The 19966-nt window shown below is 65.9% G+C and carries 24 protein-coding genes; 7 read left to right on the forward strand and 17 right to left on the reverse strand.

All coding sequences use genetic code 11. The features are described from left to right. Together AQZ50_RS02570 and AQZ50_RS02575 are read left to right on the forward strand one after the other, a co-directional pair. Positions 1-1374, forward strand: a complete 1374-nt coding sequence (locus AQZ50_RS02570; protein WP_067742031.1) for a glutamate--cysteine ligase — start codon at positions 1-3, stop codon at positions 1372-1374. Between the two features lie 14 nt (positions 1375-1388). Continuing rightward, positions 1389-1688 (forward strand): putative quinol monooxygenase, encoded by a 300-nt coding sequence (locus AQZ50_RS02575; protein ID WP_067742033.1) that lies wholly within the window; start codon positions 1389-1391, stop codon positions 1686-1688. 2 nt (positions 1689-1690) lie between these two features. On the opposite strand, the gene AQZ50_RS02580 is transcribed toward AQZ50_RS02575, so the two are convergent. The 5 genes from AQZ50_RS02580 to AQZ50_RS02600 all read right to left on the reverse strand — a co-directional run bounded on the left by AQZ50_RS02580 (position 1691) and on the right by AQZ50_RS02600 (position 7432). Then, positions 1691-3034 (reverse strand): methyltransferase family protein, encoded by a 1344-nt coding sequence (locus AQZ50_RS02580; protein WP_067742035.1) that lies wholly within the window; start codon positions 3032-3034, stop codon positions 1691-1693. 65 nt (positions 3035-3099) lie between these two features. Further along, on the reverse strand, positions 3100-4500 hold the full coding sequence (locus tag AQZ50_RS02585; RefSeq protein WP_369801359.1) for an outer membrane protein assembly factor BamB family protein: 1401 nt from the start codon (positions 4498-4500) through the stop codon (positions 3100-3102). A gap of 12 nt (positions 4501-4512) precedes the next feature. Then, positions 4513-5271, reverse strand: a complete 759-nt coding sequence (locus AQZ50_RS02590) for a tetratricopeptide repeat protein (RefSeq protein ID WP_067742037.1) — start codon at positions 5269-5271, stop codon at positions 4513-4515. Between the two features lie 104 nt (positions 5272-5375). Then, entirely contained in the window at positions 5376-6566 is a 1191-nt protein-coding gene (locus AQZ50_RS02595; protein WP_067742038.1) for a glycosyltransferase family 4 protein, read from the reverse strand. After that, positions 6563-7432 carry an alpha/beta fold hydrolase gene (locus AQZ50_RS02600; protein WP_067742041.1) on the reverse strand — a complete coding sequence of 290 codons (870 nt, stop codon included), beginning with the start codon at positions 7430-7432 and terminating at the stop codon, positions 6563-6565. Before AQZ50_RS02600 ends, AQZ50_RS02595 begins: the two co-directional genes overlap by 4 nt. Positions 7433-7554: 122 nt before the next feature. Between AQZ50_RS02600 and AQZ50_RS02605 the strand changes: the two genes are divergently transcribed. Next, complete coding sequence (locus tag AQZ50_RS02605; RefSeq protein WP_067742044.1) at positions 7555-8970, forward strand: protein adenylyltransferase SelO family protein; 1416 nt, start codon at positions 7555-7557, stop codon at positions 8968-8970. Positions 8971-9023: 53 nt separating this feature from the next. Next, positions 9024-10439: a succinylglutamate-semialdehyde dehydrogenase gene (locus AQZ50_RS02610; RefSeq protein ID WP_067742047.1), complete on the forward strand. Its 1416-nt coding sequence runs from the start codon at positions 9024-9026 to the stop codon at positions 10437-10439. 10 nt (positions 10440-10449) lie between these two features. Here the strand turns inward: AQZ50_RS02610 and AQZ50_RS02615 are convergent, their stop codons facing one another. Together AQZ50_RS02615 and AQZ50_RS02620 are read right to left on the reverse strand one after the other, a co-directional pair. Beyond that, a complete protein-coding gene (locus AQZ50_RS02615; protein WP_231730071.1) occupies positions 10450-10677 on the reverse strand; it encodes a hypothetical protein in 228 nt (75 codons plus the stop codon). Positions 10678-10746: 69 nt separating this feature from the next. Beyond that, positions 10747-11010, reverse strand: coding sequence for a hypothetical protein (locus AQZ50_RS02620; RefSeq protein ID WP_067742050.1), 264 nt, complete (start codon positions 11008-11010; stop codon positions 10747-10749). 166 nt (positions 11011-11176) lie between these two features. Here AQZ50_RS02620 and rarD point away from each other — a divergent pair, with 166 nt between their 5' ends. After that, entirely contained in the window at positions 11177-12082 is a 906-nt protein-coding gene (gene rarD / locus AQZ50_RS02625; RefSeq protein ID WP_067742052.1) for an EamA family transporter RarD, read from the forward strand. An 85-nt stretch (positions 12083-12167) separates the two neighbouring features. Here the strand turns inward: rarD and pyrC are convergent, their stop codons facing one another. Further along, positions 12168-13214, reverse strand: a complete 1047-nt coding sequence (gene pyrC, locus AQZ50_RS02630; RefSeq protein ID WP_067742467.1) for a dihydroorotase — start codon at positions 13212-13214, stop codon at positions 12168-12170. Between the two features lie 39 nt (positions 13215-13253). On the opposite strand from pyrC, the gene AQZ50_RS02635 reads away from it, so the two are divergent. Continuing rightward, a complete protein-coding gene (locus tag AQZ50_RS02635) occupies positions 13254-13997 on the forward strand; it encodes a CAF17-like 4Fe-4S cluster assembly/insertion protein YgfZ (protein ID WP_067742054.1) in 744 nt (247 codons plus the stop codon). Positions 13998-14058: 61 nt separating this feature from the next. On the opposite strand, the gene AQZ50_RS02640 is transcribed toward AQZ50_RS02635, so the two are convergent. The 4 genes from AQZ50_RS02640 to rplU all read right to left on the reverse strand — a co-directional run bounded on the left by AQZ50_RS02640 (position 14059) and on the right by rplU (position 16208). Continuing rightward, positions 14059-14637: a TetR family transcriptional regulator gene (locus tag AQZ50_RS02640; protein WP_067742056.1), complete on the reverse strand. Its 579-nt coding sequence runs from the start codon at positions 14635-14637 to the stop codon at positions 14059-14061. A 102-nt stretch (positions 14638-14739) separates the two neighbouring features. After that, positions 14740-15303, reverse strand: a complete 564-nt coding sequence (locus tag AQZ50_RS02645) for a GNAT family N-acetyltransferase (RefSeq protein ID WP_067742059.1) — start codon at positions 15301-15303, stop codon at positions 14740-14742. 311 nt (positions 15304-15614) lie between these two features. Continuing rightward, positions 15615-15884: a 50S ribosomal protein L27 gene (gene rpmA, locus AQZ50_RS02650; protein WP_067742062.1), complete on the reverse strand. Its 270-nt coding sequence runs from the start codon at positions 15882-15884 to the stop codon at positions 15615-15617. 27 nt (positions 15885-15911) lie between these two features. Then, positions 15912-16208: a 50S ribosomal protein L21 gene (rplU, locus tag AQZ50_RS02655; protein WP_067742065.1), complete on the reverse strand. Its 297-nt coding sequence runs from the start codon at positions 16206-16208 to the stop codon at positions 15912-15914. Between the two features lie 229 nt (positions 16209-16437). Between rplU and AQZ50_RS02660 the strand changes: the two genes are divergently transcribed. After that, the gene (locus AQZ50_RS02660) at positions 16438-16986 is read left to right on the forward strand and encodes a hypothetical protein (RefSeq protein ID WP_231730072.1); all 549 of its coding nucleotides are present in this window, start codon (positions 16438-16440) and stop codon (positions 16984-16986) included. On the opposite strand, the gene AQZ50_RS02665 is transcribed toward AQZ50_RS02660, so the two are convergent. From AQZ50_RS02665 to AQZ50_RS02685, 5 genes are read right to left on the reverse strand one after another with little or no spacing between them, the layout of a single operon-like run. Beyond that, the gene (locus AQZ50_RS02665) at positions 16983-17429 is read right to left on the reverse strand and encodes a molybdenum cofactor biosynthesis protein MoaE (protein ID WP_369801361.1); all 447 of its coding nucleotides are present in this window, start codon (positions 17427-17429) and stop codon (positions 16983-16985) included. The two genes, AQZ50_RS02660 and AQZ50_RS02665, sit on opposite strands and share 4 nt — an antisense overlap. A 1-nt stretch (position 17430) precedes the next feature. Beyond that, on the reverse strand, positions 17431-17676 hold the full coding sequence (locus tag AQZ50_RS02670) for a MoaD/ThiS family protein (protein ID WP_067742071.1): 246 nt from the start codon (positions 17674-17676) through the stop codon (positions 17431-17433). Positions 17677-17684: 8 nt separating this feature from the next. Continuing rightward, positions 17685-18707, reverse strand: coding sequence for a GTP 3',8-cyclase MoaA (moaA, locus tag AQZ50_RS02675; protein WP_067742074.1), 1023 nt, complete (start codon positions 18705-18707; stop codon positions 17685-17687). 14 nt (positions 18708-18721) lie between these two features. After that, positions 18722-19495 carry an SDR family oxidoreductase gene (locus AQZ50_RS02680; protein WP_067742077.1) on the reverse strand — a complete coding sequence of 258 codons (774 nt, stop codon included), beginning with the start codon at positions 19493-19495 and terminating at the stop codon, positions 18722-18724. Continuing rightward, positions 19492-19866 (reverse strand): dihydroneopterin aldolase, encoded by a 375-nt coding sequence (locus AQZ50_RS02685; protein WP_067742471.1) that lies wholly within the window; start codon positions 19864-19866, stop codon positions 19492-19494. Before AQZ50_RS02685 ends, AQZ50_RS02680 begins: the two co-directional genes overlap by 4 nt. Positions 19867-19966: the final 100 nt, after the last annotated feature.

The raw sequence follows: 19966 nt of genomic DNA on the forward strand, positions 1-19966 counted from the left end.
ATGAGCACCCGGCAGGAAACCGATAGCAACGAGCCCCCGATCGAGAGCCGCGAGGCCCTCATCACGCCGATGCAAAAGGGCGAAAAGCCCGCCGCATCCTGGCGGATCGGCACCGAGCACGAGAAATTCGTCTATCGCAAGGCCGATCACCGCGCCCCGTCCTATGACGAGCCCGGCGGCATCCGCGACTTGCTGATGGGGCTGACCGAATTCGGCTGGGAGCCGGTGATCGAAGGCGGCCATGTCATCGCCCTGACCGGAGTCGATGGCGCGGTCAGCCTCGAACCGGCGGGACAGCTCGAATTGTCGGGCGCGCCGCTCGAAAACCTGCACCAGACATGCGCGGAAACCGGCCGCCACCTCGCCCAGGTCAAGACAATCGGCGACCGGCTCGGGCTCGGCTATCTCGGGCTCGGCCTGTGGCCCGACAAGACTCGCGCCGAGCTGCCGATCATGCCCAAGGGCCGCTATGGCATCATGCTGCGCCACATGCCGCGCGTCGGCACTATGGGCCTCGACATGATGCTGCGCACATGCACGATCCAGGTCAATCTCGACTATGCGAGCGAGGCCGACATGGTGCAGAAATTCCGCGTCAGCCTTGCGCTGCAACCGCTGGCGACCGCGCTGTTTGCCAATTCGCCGTTCCTCGAAGGCAAGCCCAACGGGTTCCTTTCGTATCGCAGCCATATCTGGTCGGACACCGATCCGGCGCGCACCGGCATGTTGCCGTTCGTGTTCGAAGATGGCTTCGGCTATGAACGCTATGTCGACTACATGCTCGATGTGCCGATGTATTTCGTCTATCGCGACGGCAAATATATCGATGCGGCGGGCCAGTCGTTCCGCGATTTCCTTGATGGGCGCCTGCCCGCGCTGCCTGGTGAAAAGCCGCGTCTGTCCGATTGGACCGATCACCTTTCGACCGCTTTTCCCGAAGTCCGGCTGAAATCGTTTCTCGAAATGCGCGGCGCCGATGGCGGCCCGTGGAGCCGGATCTGCGCGCTGCCCGCGTTCTGGGTCGGGCTGCTCTACGACAGGCAAGCGCTCGATGCGGCGTGGGATCTGGTCAAGGATTGGGACATGGAAGGGCGCGAACGGCTGCGCGCCGAAGTGCCCCGGCTGGGACTCGATGCACCGCTGCCCGGCGGCGGCACCTTGCGCGACATTGCCGGCACCGTGCTCGACATCGCGCGGGCCGGCCTCGCCGCGCGTGGCCGGCTCAACGAGGCGGGCGACAACGAAACCGGCTATCTTGGCACGCTGGACGAAGTCGTCGCGCGCGGCAAGACGTCGGCAGAGCGGCTGCTCGACCTCTACAACGGCCCATGGGGCGGCGATCTTGGTCGAATCTACGACGAATCGAGCTTCTGAAGGATACCTTGCGCATGATTCTGGTCATCGGCACGTTTCGCATCCCGCCCGAAAACCTGGCGCTTGCCTTGCCCCTGGCCGAACGGGTGGTCCATGCGACCCGCGCCGAGGACGGCTGCATCGCCTACAGCTATGCGCAGGATCTGCTCGATCCCGGCCTGATCCATGTCAGCGAAAAGTGGCGCGACCGCGCCGCGCTCGACGCCCATTTCAAGACCGCGCACATGCAGGCCTGGATCACGGAACGCGCCAGCCTCGCTCTGCACGACCGGGCTATCCGCGTGTTTGAAAGCGACGAGGGCGTCGCGGTCTGAGTTTACGCTCGGACGCGCCGCCGCGCCAACCGGCGACCCAGGCGGTTCAGCCGCGCCGTGATCGGGCCATAGTCGGCCATCCAGGCATGATAGGCGCGATATTTCGCATCGGCGGCAAGCAAGTGCGCCTCTTCGGTGCGCGCGCGCCAGTAATAGACCCCGCTGACCAGCCCCAGCGTGACCGTGTTGCGCACCATATCGGCCAGCGAATGCGTCGTCGCCAGAAACGGCATGGTCAGCAGCCACCAATAGCTGTTTTTGGCCAGATAGGCGGGATGGCGCGTCCAGGCATAGGGCCCGTTGGTCAGCACCCCGCGATAAGTCAGATTCGAGAACCTGATGCCAAAGGCCACCGTCGCCCAGGCATAGATCCCTGTCAGCCCGACCAGCAGCCCCGCCCATAGCCACAACAGCGCCGGATGCCCCGCGAGCCACCATGACCATTCGGCGGTATTCTGATGATAATCGAGCACCGCGCCGCTGCCCATCTGGATAAACGGGGGATAGCACATCAGCGCCGCGACCCACCCGCCAAGCAGGGGATTGGCCGTGCGGATATGCGCATCGAGCGGCTTCATCGTCAGCAGATAGCCGACCATCGCGATCTGCACGTCGACCATGAACATGAACGCGATCGTGACATTGCCGATCGTGACCGGGTCACTGGCGACATGCACGAAATCGGCCTTCACCTCTTCCATGAAGCCAAGCGCAACGATCGACAGCATGAAAGCGATGAAAAAGCCTTTCACCGCCCAGGCGCGCAAATGGTGGCGCACTTCGGCGGGATCATAGGCTTCGCGCCCGATCAGCATCGCGCCGAAATGCCAGGCCCCGTCGCGCGGATTGACCAGCACACGGTCGAGCCACAGCACATAAGGGATCGCGCCGAGAAACAGCACCGGCGCCGCATCGCGCATCAGATCCATCGCAAACAGATAATTGCCGCGCCAGTACCAGCGGCCCAGGCAATAGACGAAGGCGATCAGCGCCCACGTCGCCCACAGCCCGGCGATCTTGGTGATCGAGATATCGACACAATCGCGCAAACGACGCGGCTTGGCCCAGTCGATCCCGGTCGAGGCCCGCAAATGGACTTTGTCGACCAAAAGCGACCAGCCGACCATCGGCACGCCCGACGCAATCAACGCGGCGAGCGCGGCATAAGGCCCGCCCAGCGGCGCATGCGGCCCCGGCAGAGCCATGGCATCGGCGATGGCGCCCCAATTGCGGCAGATCAGCAGCCAGCCGATCAGCCCGACCAGCCCCGCCAGCCCGACGCCTGCGGAAACATCGCTATCGGGACGCGGCGGACGATCGGGGGCGGCAGAGGAAGGGTGAGTCATGACGCACCACCCATAACCGCCGTCCCCGAAGAAATGGTGAAACTTCGTCCGGAGCCGCCATCCGCTCAACGATAGGCGGTAATCCGTCCGCTGTTGTCGAGCACATAGAGCGTGTTGTTGGCCACCACCGGCGCGAGTGTGAACCCGGCGTCGAGGTGGAACGCCTTGGTCATCTTGCCGTCGTCGACCGAAACGGTGGCGATGTCGCCTTCAGAGCTCGCCACCCACAGGCGACCGCCCGCGAGCACCGGGCCGGTCCACAGGATCGGGCCCTTTTTCTTCTTTTCGACATGATAGCGCGGCAATTGGCTCAGCCAGCGCACTTTGCCGGTGCTCTTGGTGATGCACAGCAGCTTGTCTTCATCGGTCAGCGTAAAGATCCATTCGCCGGCGACCGACGGCGTGGAAATCCCCGCAAGATTCAATTCCCAGATGCGCTGCCCGGTGACGAGTTCATAAGCGGCCATGCGCCCGCCCTGACCCAGCGCATAGACCCGGCCATTGTCGATGATCGGGTCGGCGTCGATGTCGGTGATCGTCGAAACGGACGTCGCGATCGACGTGCGCGCCAGCGCGTCGGTCCACAACTGGCGCCCGTTTTCATAGCGATAGGCGATCAGTTCGCCCGAGGAATAGCCCGCAACGATCGTCCCCTGGCCCACCGCCGGGGCGGCCACGCCAAACACGCCGGTCTGCGCCAGCGAACCGGATTCGTTCCACTGCAAGGCCCCGTCGGCGGCATTGAGCGCCGCGATCTGGTTGTCCTGCGTCATGATGAAGACCGAGCCATAGCCGACCGTCGGCGATCCGCGCAGCGGCCCGAGCGGCTTGACCCGCCATTTGATCGTGCCCTTTTCGGCATCGAGCGCCGCGACTTCGCCCAGCCCGGTCGTCACATAGACCATGCCGTCGTCAAACGCCGCACCGCCGCCAAACACCGCCGACGTATCGGCCGGAATGTCGAAGCTCTGCGTCCACACCGGCTTGCCGGTATCCGCATTGAAAGCGCGCAGCACGCCCAGCGTGTCCATCGCATAGAGCCTGCCGCCGCCGACCACCGGCGCTGCGGCCAGACGGCGCAGCTCCGACGAACCGGAGATCTGCGCGCTCCACAGCTTGCGCGGATGGTCGCCCAGCGCAAGATGGCCATAGGATTTCGAGCCCGAACCGCCGCCCTGGGCCCATTCGGTATTGACCTCGGGCGGGGGCAGCACGACCGCAACGCTCGACAAGGCGTCATCGACTTTGGTCCCGGTCTCGATCCGCGACAGGATCGGCACGCGATTGCCCACTGTCGGCGTGGTCTTGATCTTGTGCTTTTGTCCGCCGCATGCGCCGAGCGCCAGCGCCAGCGCAGCCATGGCGGTGATCGCCAAAGCGCGGCGGGGCGCCGAATGCCGGATGGGTGTAGCGTTCATCGTATCATGCGGCATGCGCGTTCCTGAAATCACGGGTTCCCGAATCATTGTCCGGATCCCTTATTGTGCAAGCGCTTGCGCGGCGGCGACAGACGGTTCTTCGCCCGGATCGACTCCGAGCTCGGTGGCAAGCTGGCGTGCCCGACGGCGCAGCGTTTCGGGCACACCGGTATCCTTGGCCATCTGCGCAAACAGCGCCCCGGCCTCGGCCTTGCGACCCGCCTTCATCTCGGCAATCCCGACAAGCTCGCCCGCGCTGCCAAACCAGGCATTGCCCGGAACGGCCAGCGGCTTCAGCCGGTCGATCACCTGCTGCGGCGGCATCTGGTCAAAGCGGATCGCCACGTCGCGCACGGTGGCGAGATCGCGATAGGGCTGCGGCACTTTGGGATCGGCGGCGACGGCGGCAAAGATCCTTGACGCATCCGCGGGCTTTTTCTGATCGAGCGCGACGCCGCCTTCGACCAGCCTGGCCGCAGCGGCATAGCCCGGCCCGCCGGTCGTGGCGATCTGATCGAGGCTGGACTTGGCCGGATCCCAGCGGCCCGCTTCGACCTGATCGAGCGCGATGGCAAACGCCTCGCCCTTTTTGCCCGCGACATCGGCGACATGGTTGGTCCAGGCCATCCATCCGGCGAGCCCGGCGAGCGCCAGCACGATCGCGGCGCCGACCGGCATGCCATAGCGCCGGAACAGGCGAAGCGTGTCATCGCCGCGCAGGGCATCGTCGACTTCGCGCAGAAACACATTTTCCTGCGCCGCGCGGCGTTCGGCATTGCGTTCGGCAAGGGTCGTCGGGTTCTTCGGAATCAGGGCCAAGGCTGACGCTTTCGGATCAGGGTCTGTTCGACAGGAAACAAGCAATGATCGCGCGGTTTAGCGAAGCCCGGCGCCAATTCAACCAGAATGACGCCGGACGCGGGTCAAACCGGATGATCGGGAAGATTAAGACAGGGGAATTCATCAAGTCCGAGTGCCGCGCCATAAAGCGCCGCATAGCGTTCCACCATCACCGCCTCGTCAAATTCGGCACGCGCGCGTTCGCGATTGGCCGCGCCGATCCGCACGCGCAGCGCCTGATCGCCCGCCAGCCGGACCAGCGTCGCGGCCAGCGCCGCTTCATCGCCGATCGGCGTGATCAGCGCGGCGTTTTCGGGGGCAACCATCTGCGCGACATCGCCCACGGCGGGGCTTGCCACCGCGAGCCCCGCGGCCATCGCCTCGATCACCGACAGGGGCGCCTGTTCGCTGTCCGAGGATAGCGCAAACAGGTCGAACAGGCCGATCGCCGCTGCCGGATCGGCGACATGGCCGGGCAAGTGGACCCGGTCGGCACAATCGAGCCGCAACGCCTGATCGACGATCGCCGCGCGCTCGGGACCTTCGCCCAGAATGACGAGATTCCATTCCGGCCCCATCGCGGCAAAGGCGCGCACCAGGCGGGGCAGATTCTTGACCGCGCGCAGCCCGGCGAGCGTGCCGAGCCATTTTTCGCCGGGGCGCTTGATCACCCGGGGCAGCGCATCGCGCCGCACTTTGCCCGGATCGACGGCATAATGCGCGGTCGGGATACCGTTGGCGATGCGGTGTACCCGCCCCGGCGGTTGCGCCCAGGCGCCCAGCGCGATCGTTTCCAAGCGCTGCGAGGGCACCACCAGCGCCCGCGCGCGCGCCAGCGCCATGCGCCGATACCAGTTGCGCTGCCACTTCAGCCCGTCGGCCTCGTCGGCGTTGAAGCCGTCTTCGTGATGGATCAACGGGGCAAGCCCCTGCATCGGGCCAAACAGCGCATGCGCCATGACCGCATCCATCGCGCCCCAATTGTAAGTCAGGATCAGGTCAAACCCGCGCATCGCACGCGCCAGCGTCTGCAACCGGCGCACGCCAAAGCGCCCGGCGAGCGGCGGAAAGCCAAACGGGAAATGCACCGAAAGCCCCGGCTCGATCAGATCGCGCGCGCCCATGGCATCGGGCAGGGCCGAAACGATCGAATGGCTGACCCCTTGGCCGAAACGGTTGATCAGCGCGACCGCGCGGCGCTCCTTGCCCCCGGCAGCGAACGTCGAATGAAGATGCAGGATATGCGGGCGCCGACGCGGGGCTTGCGCGCTCATGCCAACCCGCCGAGCAGCCGCTGAATAGCCGCGCGCACCGGCGGCTCGTCAAGCGTCGGCGCATGGCCGATGCCCGGCAGCGTGATCAGCTCCACCCCGGCGCGCGCCGCCATCGCCGCCGCCGTTTGCGCCGACAGGATGTCCGAAGCTCCCCCGCGCACCACCAGCACCGGCCGCCCAACCCCTGCGCCGGACACCAACGCCTCGAACAGGGGCCACAAGTCCGGCGCGGGGCTCGCGCCCTCGTCGTCGGCAAAAGGACGGGCAATCGCCATGTCATAGTCAAAGACAATCGCGCCGTCGCGCTCGCGCATGACCCGGCGCGCCAGACGCAACCAGTCCGCAGCGCCAAGCCCGGGATAGGTATCGCCTTGCGCCGCAGCGAGCGCCGCCGCAGCCGCGCCCCAATCGGCAAAGCGCGCCGGTACGCCGACATAGCCGCGAATGCGTTCGAGCCCTGCCGGATCGATTTCCGGCCCGATGTCATTGAGCACCGCGCCGACGATCCGCGTCGCATCGACGCCTGCCAGCATCATCGTCAACAGCCCGCCAAGCGAGGTGCCCACCGCGACAAACCGCTCGACGCCAAGGTCTGCGAGCAGGAGAAGGCAGTCGCCAAGATAGTGCGCCGGGGCATACGTCGTCGGATCGGCGGCATATTGGCTTTGCCCGCGCCCGCGCAGATCGGGGCAGATCACCCGCCGCCCCGGCGCGATCGCCCCCGCCAGATCCTCGAAATCGCGTGCGTTGCGCGTGAGGCCCGGCAGGCACAGCACGGGCGCGCGCGACGGATCGCCGGGATAGATGCGCGCCGACAGGGTCAATCCGTCGGCGCTTTGCCAGGTGTGCGTGTCGAATGGAGCCATGATCCTGATCGGTTGCGGGCAAAGCGCCCGATTCGCAAGTGACTTCGCAAGTGACTTCGCAAGTCGCTTCATGCGTCGCGAAGTGCTTGCGCATGGGGGGCCAAGCTCGCACAAGGACGCGCATGGATCACCCCGTCGCCCCCCCTCCGACGCTGGACATGCCGGACAGCTATCATCCCGATCCGCGTATCGCGACGCTGGCGGACTGGCTGGGCGATGCGGTCCGCCCGGCGGATTTCCCCGAAACGCGGCTGCGCCTGCGCAACGATCGCGCCGCTGCCGAGGTCGGCCTCGACCGGCTGAGCGATGCGCAATGGGTCGCGCATTTCGGCCGCTTTGCCCCGCTGCCCGGCAATCTGCCGCAACCGCTCGCGCTGCGCTATCACGGCCATCAGTTTCAGGTCTACAATCCCGAACTGGGCGACGGGCGCGGGTTTCTCCATGCGCAAATGCGCGACCGGGCCGGGCGCCTGCTCGATCTGGGCACCAAGGGATCGGGGCAGACGCCGTGGAGCCGACGCGGCGATGGCCGATTGACGCTCAAAGGCGCAGTGCGCGAGGCGCTGGCGACCGAAATGCTCGAAGCGCTGGGCGTTGCCACCAGCCGCACGTTCAGCGTGATCGAAACCGGCGAGGCGCTGTGGCGCGGCGACGAGCCTTCGCCGACCCGTTCGGCGGTGCTCGTCCGGCTGAGCCACGGCCATATCCGCATCGGCACGTTCCAGCGCCTGCTCGCGCTTGAGGCGACGGACGAAATGCACGCGCTGATCGCCTATTGCCTCGAAACCTTTCCCGGTTCGCAAGGGCCTGCCGATGCAAGCCCGGCCACCCGGTTGCTGAACCAGGTCGTCGAACGCCTGGCAGACCTCGCCGCGCAATGGATGGTCGCAGGGTTCGTCCATGGCGTGCTCAATACCGACAACATGAACGTGACCGGCGAAAGTTTCGATTATGGCCCGTGGCGCTGGCTGCCGCGCTGGGACCCGCAATTCACCGCCGCCTATTTCGATCATCAGCGGCTCTATGCCTTTGGCCGTCAGCCGCAAACGCTGCACTGGAACTGCGGGCAATTGGCCGTGGCCTTGCGCCTGGTCGAAGACGCGCCGCCGCTGATCGCCGCGCTTGCCCGGTTTCCGGAGCTTTATCGCGCGGCGATGGCGCGGCGGTGGTGCTGGCGGCTGGGGATCGCGCCTCGCGGCGTCGACGCCGACAGCGCGCTGATCGCGCAATGCGAAAAGGCCATGGTCGAAACCGGGCAGGGCCCCGATGCCTTTTTCCATGCGCGGCGCGGCGGGCGCGGTGCGACAGGCGCTCTGGCCGAGGCGCTGGCGCCTTATCGCCCCGTATCGGACAATCATCCTTATTGGGACGACAACGCGCCCGAAACCATGACGATCGATGATGTCGAGGCAATCTGGGCGCGGATCGCCGATGATGACGACTGGGGCGCGTTTCATGCCAAGATTGCGGCGGTAAGGCGCATGGGCGAAGCCCTTGGCCCCGTTTTGCCTCCTGCCGGGCATGTTTCGCCCGGCTAGCCTTTACCTATGGGTTATGGCAGGCACACAGGACAAGGACGGATCAGGCAAGCGTGGCAACCCGCGAAATCATTTCCCACGAACCGGCAACCGGCGCGCAAGTGTGGCAAGGCCGCATCGGCGATGTCGAAGACGCGGTCGCGCGCGCGCGGCGGGCCTGGCCGGCCTGGGCAGCGCAGCCCCATTCCAACCGCATCGAGCTGGTCCGCCGTTTTGCCAACGAAGTGCGCCGCGTGCAGGAAAGTCTGGCGACTCTTATCGCGCGCGAAACCGGCAGGCCGCTGTGGGAAACGCGCAGCGAAGTCGATGACGTGATCAACCGGGTCGAAATCGCGGTGCGCGGCTATGCCGAACGCACCTCGCAACGCCGTCTCGACAGCGCGCTGCAAGGAAGCGCGGCGCTGCGTCACAAGCCGCACGGGGTCATGGCGGTGATCACCCCGGCCAGCGGCCCGGCCTCGGTCCCGGCGGGGCATATCGTCCCGGCGCTGATCGCGGGCAACACCGTGATATTCAAGCCGTCGGAGCGTTGCCCGGCCAGTGGCGAGCTGCTGGTCCAATGCTTTCATCGCGCCGGCGTTTCGGCAACGGTCCTGCAAATGCTGACCGGCGGCGCCGAACAAGGCCAGGAACTGGTGACCAGCGATGGCGTCGACGGCGTGCTGTTTACCGGTTCGGCCCATGTCGGCATTGCCATCAACCGCCGCCTGGCGGCCAATCCGGGCAAACTGGTCGCGCTGGAAATGGGCGGCAACAATCCGATCGTGGTATGGGATACGCCCAAGATCACCGATGCGGCGGTGCTGGTGGTGCAATCGGCCTTTGCCGGTGCCGGGCAGCGCTGCACGGCGGCGCGGCGGCTGATCGTCAAGGCCTCGATGGCCGATGCGCTGCTCGATGAAGTGCGCATGTTGGCCGACAGGCTGATCGTCGGCGCGCCGTTCGATGATCCCGCGCCGTTCATGGGCCCGGTGATCGACAATCGCACAGCCGACGGCCTGACCGAAAGTTTTGTCTATCTGCTGTCCAACGGCGGACGACCGATCAAGCATCTGGTCCGGCTTGACGAGGCGAACCCGTTCCTGAGCCCCGCCATCATCGATGTGACGCGGATGAAGGATCGGCCCGATGTCGAACTGTTCGGCCCGCTGCTGCAAGTCGTGGTGGTCGATGACTTCGAGGCGGCGATTGCCGAGGCCAATGCCACGCGGTTTGGCCTGTGCGCCGCGCTGGTCGGCGGCGGGCCGCAGGAATACAACCGGTTCTGGGCGCAAGTCCGCGCCGGAGTGATCAACTGGAACCGACCGACTCACGCGCATTCGAACGGTGCGCCGCTGGGCGGGGTCGGGCTGTCGGGCAATCACCGCCCGGCGGCGTTCTACGCAGCGGATTCGTGCGCCTATCCGGTTGCCTCGGCCGAACTCGATCAACCGCGGGCCGGCATCGGCGTGGGGCTGAAGGACGCCTGAGCGGCGCGGTTTACGGGAAAGCCTCGCTGGCGACCGGATGCGGCGCAGTCACCGGCCCGGGCGGCACAATCGCCAGATTGCGCGCATTCTGCTGCGACAGATCGGGATCGACCAGCAAGGGCGCCTGCAACGCGGCGCTCATCGCCGGATCGTGCGCGGCGGGCGCAGCGGGTGGATCGCCGGCGTGGCATCCGGCCAAAGCCAGCACTATCCCCAAAGGCATCCAACGCGCGGTCATGCCGCCCTTGTCGCACCTGCGCGGTTAACACGCGGTGAGCAAGGACGGCACGATCATCGAAGTTTGCCGTTACCAGCGCCGTTCGTGATCGTAGCGAACCATGACATGGGCCGGGCGCCATTCGTGGTGATAGCCTTCGTAATAGGCCGGGCCATAGCCGCGCGAGGCCCAGCCGCGATCGCGGCCCCAATCGCCTCTCCCTTCATGGGAGCGCCCTTCGTAGGCGCGACCGTCATAAGAATGCGCCGAGGCCGGAACGGCAGCGGCCACACCGGCCAGCGCCACCGCGCCAAGAAGCAATTTGGCAACGAACGATTTCGACCTGGTCATCATGACACGTTATCCTGCTTCGTTCGAGCGGCTCCACCCTGGGGTCGTTCGATGGTTCATGTTTAAGCCTTGAAAGCTGAACGGATTTGGAATGAGCGTGTCAGAATTGCCGATCGGGTGAAATTATCCGGCTTGCCTGCCGACCTTTCCCCCTGCCACAGCATCGCGCATGAACCACCCCTCCCCCGCCAGCCCCGCGCATCATGCGCGCGCCGCCTTTGCTGCGGGATTGACGGCTTATGTCCTGTGGGGGTTTCTGCCGCTGCTGTTTCACGCGCTGCGCGATGTGCCGCCGCTGGAACTGGTCGCCTGGCGGGTGGTGTTCACTCTGCCGGTCTGTCTCGTCTTCGTTACGGCAAGCCGGGGCTGGGGCGATCTTGCCGCAACGCTGCGCCGGCCCGATCTGGCCCTGCGGCTGGTGCTCAGCGCGCTGTTCATCGGCACCAACTGGATCCTCTATGTCAACGCGGTGATCCACGGCCACGTCCTGGCGACGAGCCTTGGCTATTACATCAACCCGCTGCTCAATGTCCTGATCGGCACCGCGTTCCTGGGCGAGCGGCTGAGCTGGCGGCAATGGAGCGCGGTGGTGATCGCCGGGGTCGGCATCGCGCTTTTGCTGGCCGGGGCGATTCAGATGCTGGGCATCGCGCTCGAACTGGCGGCAAGCTTTGCGCTCTATGGCCTGATGCGCAAGACGACCCCGGTCACCGCGATCACCGGGCTGACGGTCGAAACGCTGCTGCTGTTTCCGGTTGCCGCCGTCTGGGCGTGGATCGTCGCCCAAGGCCCCCACGGATCGAGCATGGCCCAAGGCGGACTGACGGGCGCGCTGCTTGCCTCATCCGGGCTGATAACCGCCATTCCGCTGATACTGTTCGCGTTTGCGGCGCGCAATCTTGCACTTTCCATGCTGGGGTTCATGCAGTTTGCCGCGCCGACGATCGTGTTTCTGATCGGCGTGTTCGTCATCGGCGAACCGCTCGATCCCCTGCGGCTGGCCTGCTTCGTGCTGATCTGGATCGCGGTCGCGCTGTTTATCTGGGATACCTGGCGGCGCACACGCTATCTTTGATGGGGCGGCACCGGCCCGCTCCCCCACCCGACCTCCCACAGGATACCATCGTCGGGTGGGGGAGCGGGCCGGTGCCGCCCTTAAATCATTGAATCAAACGCCAGCCCAGTGTTTCGCCCGCATGGAACGGCACGATCATGGTGCCGTTGCAATCGATCGCGTCGGGCACGGTCACCGGCTCACGCACAAGCGTTACCGTGCCCTCGTTGACCGGCAGGCGATAGAACGCCGGGCCGTTGAGCGAGGCAAAGGCTTCGAACCGATCGAGAGCGCCTTCTTCGTCGAACACCGTGGCATAGCTTTCAAGCGCAAACGGCGCGTTGAAAATCCCCGCGCAGCCGCAGGCCGCTTCTTTCAGATGCCGGGCATGGGGCGCGGTATCGGTGCCGAGGAACACGCGCGAAAAGCCCGATGTTGCCAGCTTGCGCAGCGCCAGCCGATGATGTTCGCGCTTGGCCACCGGCAGGCAATAGGCATGCGGACGAATCCCGCCGACGAGCATGGCATTGCGATTGATATGCAAGTGCTGCGGGGTGATCGTCGCGGCAACATTGGGCCCGGCATTTTCGACAAAGGCGGCCGCCTCGGCCGTGGTGATATGTTCGAACACCACGCGAAGCTCGGGCAAGTCGGCAATCAACCGGGTCATCGTGCGGTCGATGAACACCGCCTCGCGGTCAAAGATGTCGACATGCGAATCGGTCACTTCGCCATGGACGAGCAACGGCATGCCGATCGCCGCCATGCGTTCGAGCACCGGATAGATCCGCGCAATATCGGTCACCCCATGCGCCGATCCGGTGGTGGCATGGGCGGGATAGAGCTTGGCCGCAACGAACACGCCGTCCGCGTAGCCCCGCGCCACCTCGTCGGGGGCGGTCGCATCGGTCAGGTACAGCGTCATCAGCGGGGTAAACGCCGGATTGGACGCGCCCTGATCAAGCGCCGCCATGATCCGCGCGCGATAGGCCGAGACCCCGGCCGCATCGGTCATCGGCGGATTGAGATTGGGCATGACGATGGCGCGGGCAAACTGGCGCGCGGTATGCGGCACGACGCCTTGCAGAATCGCGCCATCGCGCAAATGCACATGCCAGTCATCGGGGCGGCGAAGGGTGAGAGTCGTGGTCATGGCCTTCCCCATAAGCATCTCGCCCCCTATCTGTCACCCATGCCCTGTCACGATCATGCCCCCCGCCTCGATTCGCGCGCCATCGTGCGCCTGTCGCCGCTCGATCCGGGCGAGGATGTCGCCGCCTTCCTGCAAGGTCTGGTCACCAACGATGTCACCGGCGCCTTGCCGGTCTGGGCCGGTCTGCTGACCGCGCAGGGCAAGGCCTTGTTCGATTTTCTGGTCTGGCGCGACGGCGATACGCTGTTGCTCGATTGCGAGGCAGCCGTGGCCGATGCCTTGGCGAAGCGATTGACGCTCTATCGCCTGCGTCGCCGCATCGCCATTGCGCGCGACGATACCCTCGGCGTGTTCTGGCAGGCCGACGGCGGCGATCTGCCCGCAGGCGCAGCGCCCGACCCGCGCCTGGCCGAACTCGGCTGGCGCTGGATTGCCCCGAAAGGCCAGGGCGATCACGCGGCGGACGAGGCCTGGCTCGCCCATCGCCTTGCGCTCGGGGTGACCGAGGGGCAGGCCGAACTTGGCAGCGATGCCACGCTCTGGCTCGAAACCAATGCCGCCGATCTTCACGGCGTCAGCTTTACCAAGGGCTGTTATGTGGGGCAGGAAAACACCGCGCGGATGAATTGGCGGCAAAAGGTCAATCGGCGGCTGGTGGTCGTGCCGATCGCGCAGTCACGCCCGGAACGTCAGCGCGCCGCCTATCCCGCGCTGGGTCTGGCCGTCGATCATCGCCGCGTCGAAGAGATTGTCGATGCGCCCGGCTGGATGGAACTCGCCTGAACCCCAGCTCCTCAACTACAGCCCCTCAACTACAGCCCCTCAACTACAGCCGCGCAACCGCTCAGCCGCAACTGTTACCTTCGAGTTCTTCGCGCAGCATGCGTTCGGCGCGATCGCGCGCGGCCGTGCGCGGCAATTCGAGCGCCAGGCTCAGCGGACCGCCCAGCAAGGCATCGCCCAGCGCCATGAGCGTCAGCGCCAGCGTATTGTCGCGGCGCTTTTCCCCGCCGAATTCATCAAGTTCGACCACAAGATCGTGAATCGTCTCGACAATCGGATCGAGCGCGTCCTTGTTGCCGGTCACCAGCATCCATGACGCCAGCGCGCCCGCGCCTTCGCGGTCGAAGGCATCGAACGTCAGATCGACGACATCGCGCGGCGTGCCGATTCCCGAACGATGGGCCAGCACCGCCTCGCGGATCTTGGCGCAGATCATGCCTGTCAGATAGCGCGCAAGATCGCCCTGCAACCCCGCCGCCGAGCCGAAATGATGCAACAGATTGGCATGAGTGCGCCCGATCATCGCCGCCACGGCTTTCAGCGTGACAGCCTGCGGCCCGGCCTCGATCAGCAACAGGCGCGCCGCTTCGAGCGCGGCGATACGGCTTTCTTCCGGACTGAGACGTCGTCGTGTTGCCATTCGACCCTTGGTATGACCCCATGGCGCGGCGAGCAGAAACGGCCCACCGACCGCTTCTGCCCTAGGGCCGCGTCGCAAGAATGGCAAGAAAGCTGCGAACGATCAGGCCGCGCGCCTGAGCATGGCCGGATCGGCGGGGTCTGCCGGGCCGCTCACCGGGGGGCACAAGACCAGTGCGTGAGGCACGACCATGCCAAACCGTCCCTGTGCCGCGCTATGGCGCAGACGCGCCGGGCCTGCCGGAATGAACCCGAGCCTCGACAAGACCCGGGCGCTTGCCGGGCTGTCGACGAACTGGCTGGCAAGGACGCGGCAATGGCCAAGCGTGCGCGCCAGCGTGAGCGCGGCGCGCGCCGCTTCGGTGGCATAGCCCCGGCTTCGATGCCCGGACGCGATCCAGATGCCCAGCTCGGCGTCTCCTTGGGAATCAGGCCCTCCGCAATCGGCCCGATCACAATCGGTAAAGCCGACCGTGCCGATCATCGGCGCACCGCCTTCGGCCCCGTGCAGATCGGGTCGCGTAATCACGAAACGGGGATGGCGCAGCGCCTGCGGCATGACAGTCCAGTCATGCGCAATCGCCTCGTCATGAGTCAAATCGTGAAGCTCGGCCCGATCTTCGGGCCAGGCAGGCCGCAAAAACAGCCGTTCGCTGCGAATGAACACGTGCGTTCTCCTTCATCCGCCCCGCCATTCCCAAACAGGCGATCACGCTTTCCCGTCGGAACGTCCCGTTGAATTCGGATCGCTCTCGACGCGCCAGTAATCGCCTGAGGTGACAAGACTATTTCGACAAGCACGGGATGCATCCAATTTGCGGCAAACAGCGCCGCAAAACGGATGCATTGGTGCATGGAGGATGAGGGAGATACGAAAAGAGGGAGACGGGCGGGGCCCTCTCCCTCGTTCAGCCGATCTGCATCAGCAAGACCGGCAGGGCCACCCCGTCAGGATGGCCCTTTGGCAAGACCATCCGCTTATTCTGCGGCTTCGGCCATCTTGTCGACCGACACATATTTGCGGCCGAGCTTGCCCGAATGAAAACGCACGCGACCTTCCGCGAGCGCAAACAGGGTGTGATCCTTGCCGAGACCGACATTCACGCCCGGATAGACGCGGGTTCCGCGCTGACGAATGATGATGTTGCCACCGATCACGTCCTGGCCGCCGAACTTCTTCACGCCAAGGCGCTTCGATTGCGAGTCGCGACCGTTGCGCGACGAACCGCCTGCTTTCTTGTGTGCCATGGTTGGTTACTCCTCGAACTGGTCGGATCAGGCGACGGACAGGATGCGCAGCAGGGTAAGCTGCTGGCGATGGCCGTTCTTGCGACGGTAGTTATGGCGGCGGCGCTTCTTGAACACCACGACCTTTTCCGACTTCGCCTGAGCGATGATTTCGGCCGAAACCGTCACTTTGGCGGGGTCCGCCAACGCGCCCTCTTCACCAGCGAGAAGGATATCGCCGAGGGTGATCGTTTCACCGGCTTCACCAGCCAGCTTTTCGACGGCGATCTTGTCTCCGGCGGCGACCCGATACTGTTTGCCGCCCGTGCGCACGATTGCGAACATGGTTCCTGCTATCCGTTTCAATGCCTGACCCACCAAGCACCCCGATCATCCGGCACCCAAAGGCAGCGGCGAATCGTGGACAGCGGGCAATTGAGCGGAACCCCGCGAAATTGCGAAGCTCCGGAAAGAGGGGCGCCGATAATCGAATGCGGCGAAGCTGTCAACGATTCACGATCAGCCGACATGCATCGCCACTGGCGGTCACCGCGCGTCATGCTATGGCACGGCCATGCCCAAGGTGTCATCAGCCCCCTTCACCCGATCCGCCCTTATGCTCGCATTCATGCTGGCCGGCTGCGGCGGCGCGACCACATACCCGTCGCTGGCGCAACGCCCGGCAGAGCGGGCGTTTATCGAGGAAGCCGCCGCGACTGCGCCGATCACGCCGCAAGCCTCCGCCTCACCCGATTCGGCAACCGTCGGGCACGTCGAATCGCTGCGCGCCGATGCGGCCCGCGCGGCGCAGGAATTTGCCCATCGCGCGCAAGAAGCCGATGATCTGAGCAAAGCGGCACGAGGCACCGGCGTCGGCAGCGAAGCCTGGGCAGCGGCGACCACGGCCATGGCCGCGCTCGATTCGGCACGCAGCGATACCGCCTTGCCGCTGGCCGATCTCGACGCGCTGATGGTCGGCACCGCCGTCTCCGCAGCCCAAAGCGGCGGTGCGCGGGGCGCTGCGACGTATGCGGTGATTGCGCGCGCCGACAGCGATGTCGCCGCCATGCTCGCCGATGAAGACGCGCGAATCGCCGCGCTCCAACGCGCTGCAGAAAATTAGGTCCAGCGCGCGCGGTCGGCGTGATCTTGCGCGCGCGGTTCGATCCAGCGCCAGCCTTGCGCCGTGCGCTCGCGCTTCCACAGCCACGATTCGCTCTTGAGGTGGTCCATCACGAAATCGGTCGCGGCAAAGGCGTCGCGGCGATGGCGCGCGGCGGCGGCAACCAGCACGATCGGCGCATCGGGCCCCATTTCGCCGACACGGTGCAGCAAGAGCAAGCCCTCCAGCGCCCAGCGCCGCGCGGCGGTCTGCGCCAGCGCCGCGAATCCGGGCAACGTCATCGGCTCGTAATGGCGGATCTCAAGCGCTTCGACCCCACTGTCGGCGCGCACTTTGCCCAGAAAGCTGACCACGCCGCCCGCCGCCGGAACGCGCGCGGCAAAGGCCGCGAGTTCGCCCGCGGGATCAAACGCGCCGGGCACAAGGCGGACATCGAGGATCATCTCAGCCACCGCTGACCGGGGGCAGAAACGCCAGTTCGTCGCCCGCCCCGAGCATGATTCCGCCGCTTTCCGCCAACAGCCGGCCATTGAGCGCAAGCCTTACGCGATCATCGAGCAGCGCCACGGCCAGCTCGCGGTCAAGCCCGGCAAGCACTTGCTCCAGCGGGCCGGTCGGCACTGCCAGTTCGGCCATGCCGGCCAGATCTTCGAGTCGGCCAAGGAATACCAGCCGCGCACCACGATCCATCGCCGCCTCTATCCGCCCGTGACCGACATGTGCCGCGCCAGCCTGGGCCGCCCGCCCGGCCCCGAAATCGCGAAATCGTGCCGTTCCTGCTTTTCGCCCATGGCGCGGGCAAAGGCGTCGTTCAGCGCCGCTTCGCGATCGTCACTGCGCAGCGCCGCGCGCAGATCGACCTGCCCTTCACCGCCCAGACACATGAACAGTTGCCCCGTTGCGGTCAGCCGCACGCGATTGCACCCTTCGCAGAAATTGCCCGTCAGCGGCGTGATGAAGCCCAGCCGCCCGCCGGTTTCGACAACATCGACATAGCGCGCCGGACCGCCGCTGCGTGCCGCACTGGGCACCAGGGTCCAGCGCTGTTCGAGCGCATGGCGTACAGCATCGAGCGGCAGATAATGATCGAAGCGGTCGCCTTCGACCTCGCCCAGCGGCATGACCTCGATCAGCGTGATCGCGTAGCCTTCGCCATGCGCCCAGGCGACAAGGTCGGCGATTTCGTGCTCGTTTATGCCCTTGAGCGCGACGGTGTTGATCTTGACCGCCAGCCCCGCCTCGCGCGCAGCCGCGATTCCCGCCAGCACGTTGCCCAGCATGTCGCGCCGGGCCAGCGCGGCAAACCGCTCCGGATCGCGCGTGTCGAGCGAGACATTGATGCGGCGCACCCCGGCATCGGCCAGATCGCCCGCAAATTCGGCCAGCCGCGTGCCATTGGTCGTCAGCGTCAGCTCGTCGAGATCATCGCCGATATGGCGGCCCAGCGCACGCACGAGGTCGATCATGTCGCGCCGCACCAGCGGCTCGCCGCCGGTCAGGCGGATCTTGCGCACGCCGCGCGCCATGAACGCGCGCGCGGCGAGATAGATCTCTTCGAGCGTCAGCACGTCCGCGCGGGGCAGGAACTGCATGCGCTCGGGCATGCAATAGGTGCATCGCAAATCGCAACGGTCGGTCAGCGACAGGCGCAAATAGGTGATCGACCGCGCAAAGCGATCGATCAGCGGGCCCGGAGAGCCGAAAGGCGCCGACGCGTTCATGCGACCTGATATAATCAACGCGCCAGATATAGAAAGTCGCGCGGATACGATTCCAGGTTTGCCCCGCCGTCGACGAACAGCGTTTCGCCGGTGGTCGCGCGCGCAGTGGCCAGATGCAGCACGGCATCGGCAATGTCTTCGGGCCGCGACAGCCGATCGAGCGGCATCAGCCGGCCCAGCCGCTCCCACTGCGCCGGGTCATAGTCATCGGTCGGCAAAGTCAGCCCCGGCGCCACCGCATTGACCCGCACGCGCGGCGCCAGCGCCCGCGCCATCGTCCGGACCGAGGCATGAAGCGCCTGTTTCGACAGGGTATAGCTGATCTGATCGGGCACCGGGTTTCTGACCCGCTGGTCGATGATCTGCACCACCGCGCCTTCGCCGTTGCTCTGCGCCAGGGCTGCGGCCAGCGCGCGCGTCAGGATCAGCGGGGCATGGCAATTGACCCGGAAATGCGCTTCGAGCGTCGCGCCGTCGAACGTGCCCGCGTTGTCATCGTGAAACAGCGAGGCACAATTGACCAGCAGCACCGGCGCGCGGGCAGCCGCCGCGATCGCCGCCGGGATCAGCGCTTCGACCGCCGCCAGGTCCGACAGATCGGCCGCCAGCGGATGAACCGTCGCCCCCAATGCGCCAAGCCGGGCGACGAATGCCGCATCAAAGCTTTTCGGATCGTGCGCATGGAGCGCAAGGTCGTACCCCGCTCCTGCCAGCCGTTCGGCAATCGCCGCACCGATCCGGCGCCACCCGCCGGTAATCACCGCGAGTGGCCGATCGACGGGGGTCATCCCCGCCGATGCCGGGTCAGCGTCATGCCGATTTCTTCGCCCGCCTCGCTGATCGCCAGCTTGACGATCTTGACGGTGACCCGCTGGACCCGCGCGTCTTGCAGGAACAGCGTTTCGGCGATGTGATCGCCGATCGATTCGATCAGCGTGAAATGGACCCCCTGCGGCAATCCGCGCGTCGCCGCGAATTTCAGATCCATGTAATTCTTGCTGGCCGACAGCGGCGTATCGGGCGCAAACTGCGGCTCGGGCGCCAGCGCGACGGCGATCGAAATGCGCAGGGGTTGCGGACGGCCGGTCTCTTCCGAGTAAACCCCGGTGAGCACGTCGGTCTCGATATTGGCGACTTCAAGGATAAGGCTGTCTGACACGGCGCGGGCCTCTGACAGCAGGGGTGCAGCTTGTCCAGCTTCCGACGCACGCAAAACCGCGATTCCGCCCATCATTACCTCCTCTTATCGCCGACCTGTT

The sequence above is a fragment of the Novosphingobium sp. Fuku2-ISO-50 genome, from assembly GCF_001519055.1.
Classification (GTDB): Bacteria; Pseudomonadota; Alphaproteobacteria; order Sphingomonadales; family Sphingomonadaceae; genus Novosphingobium.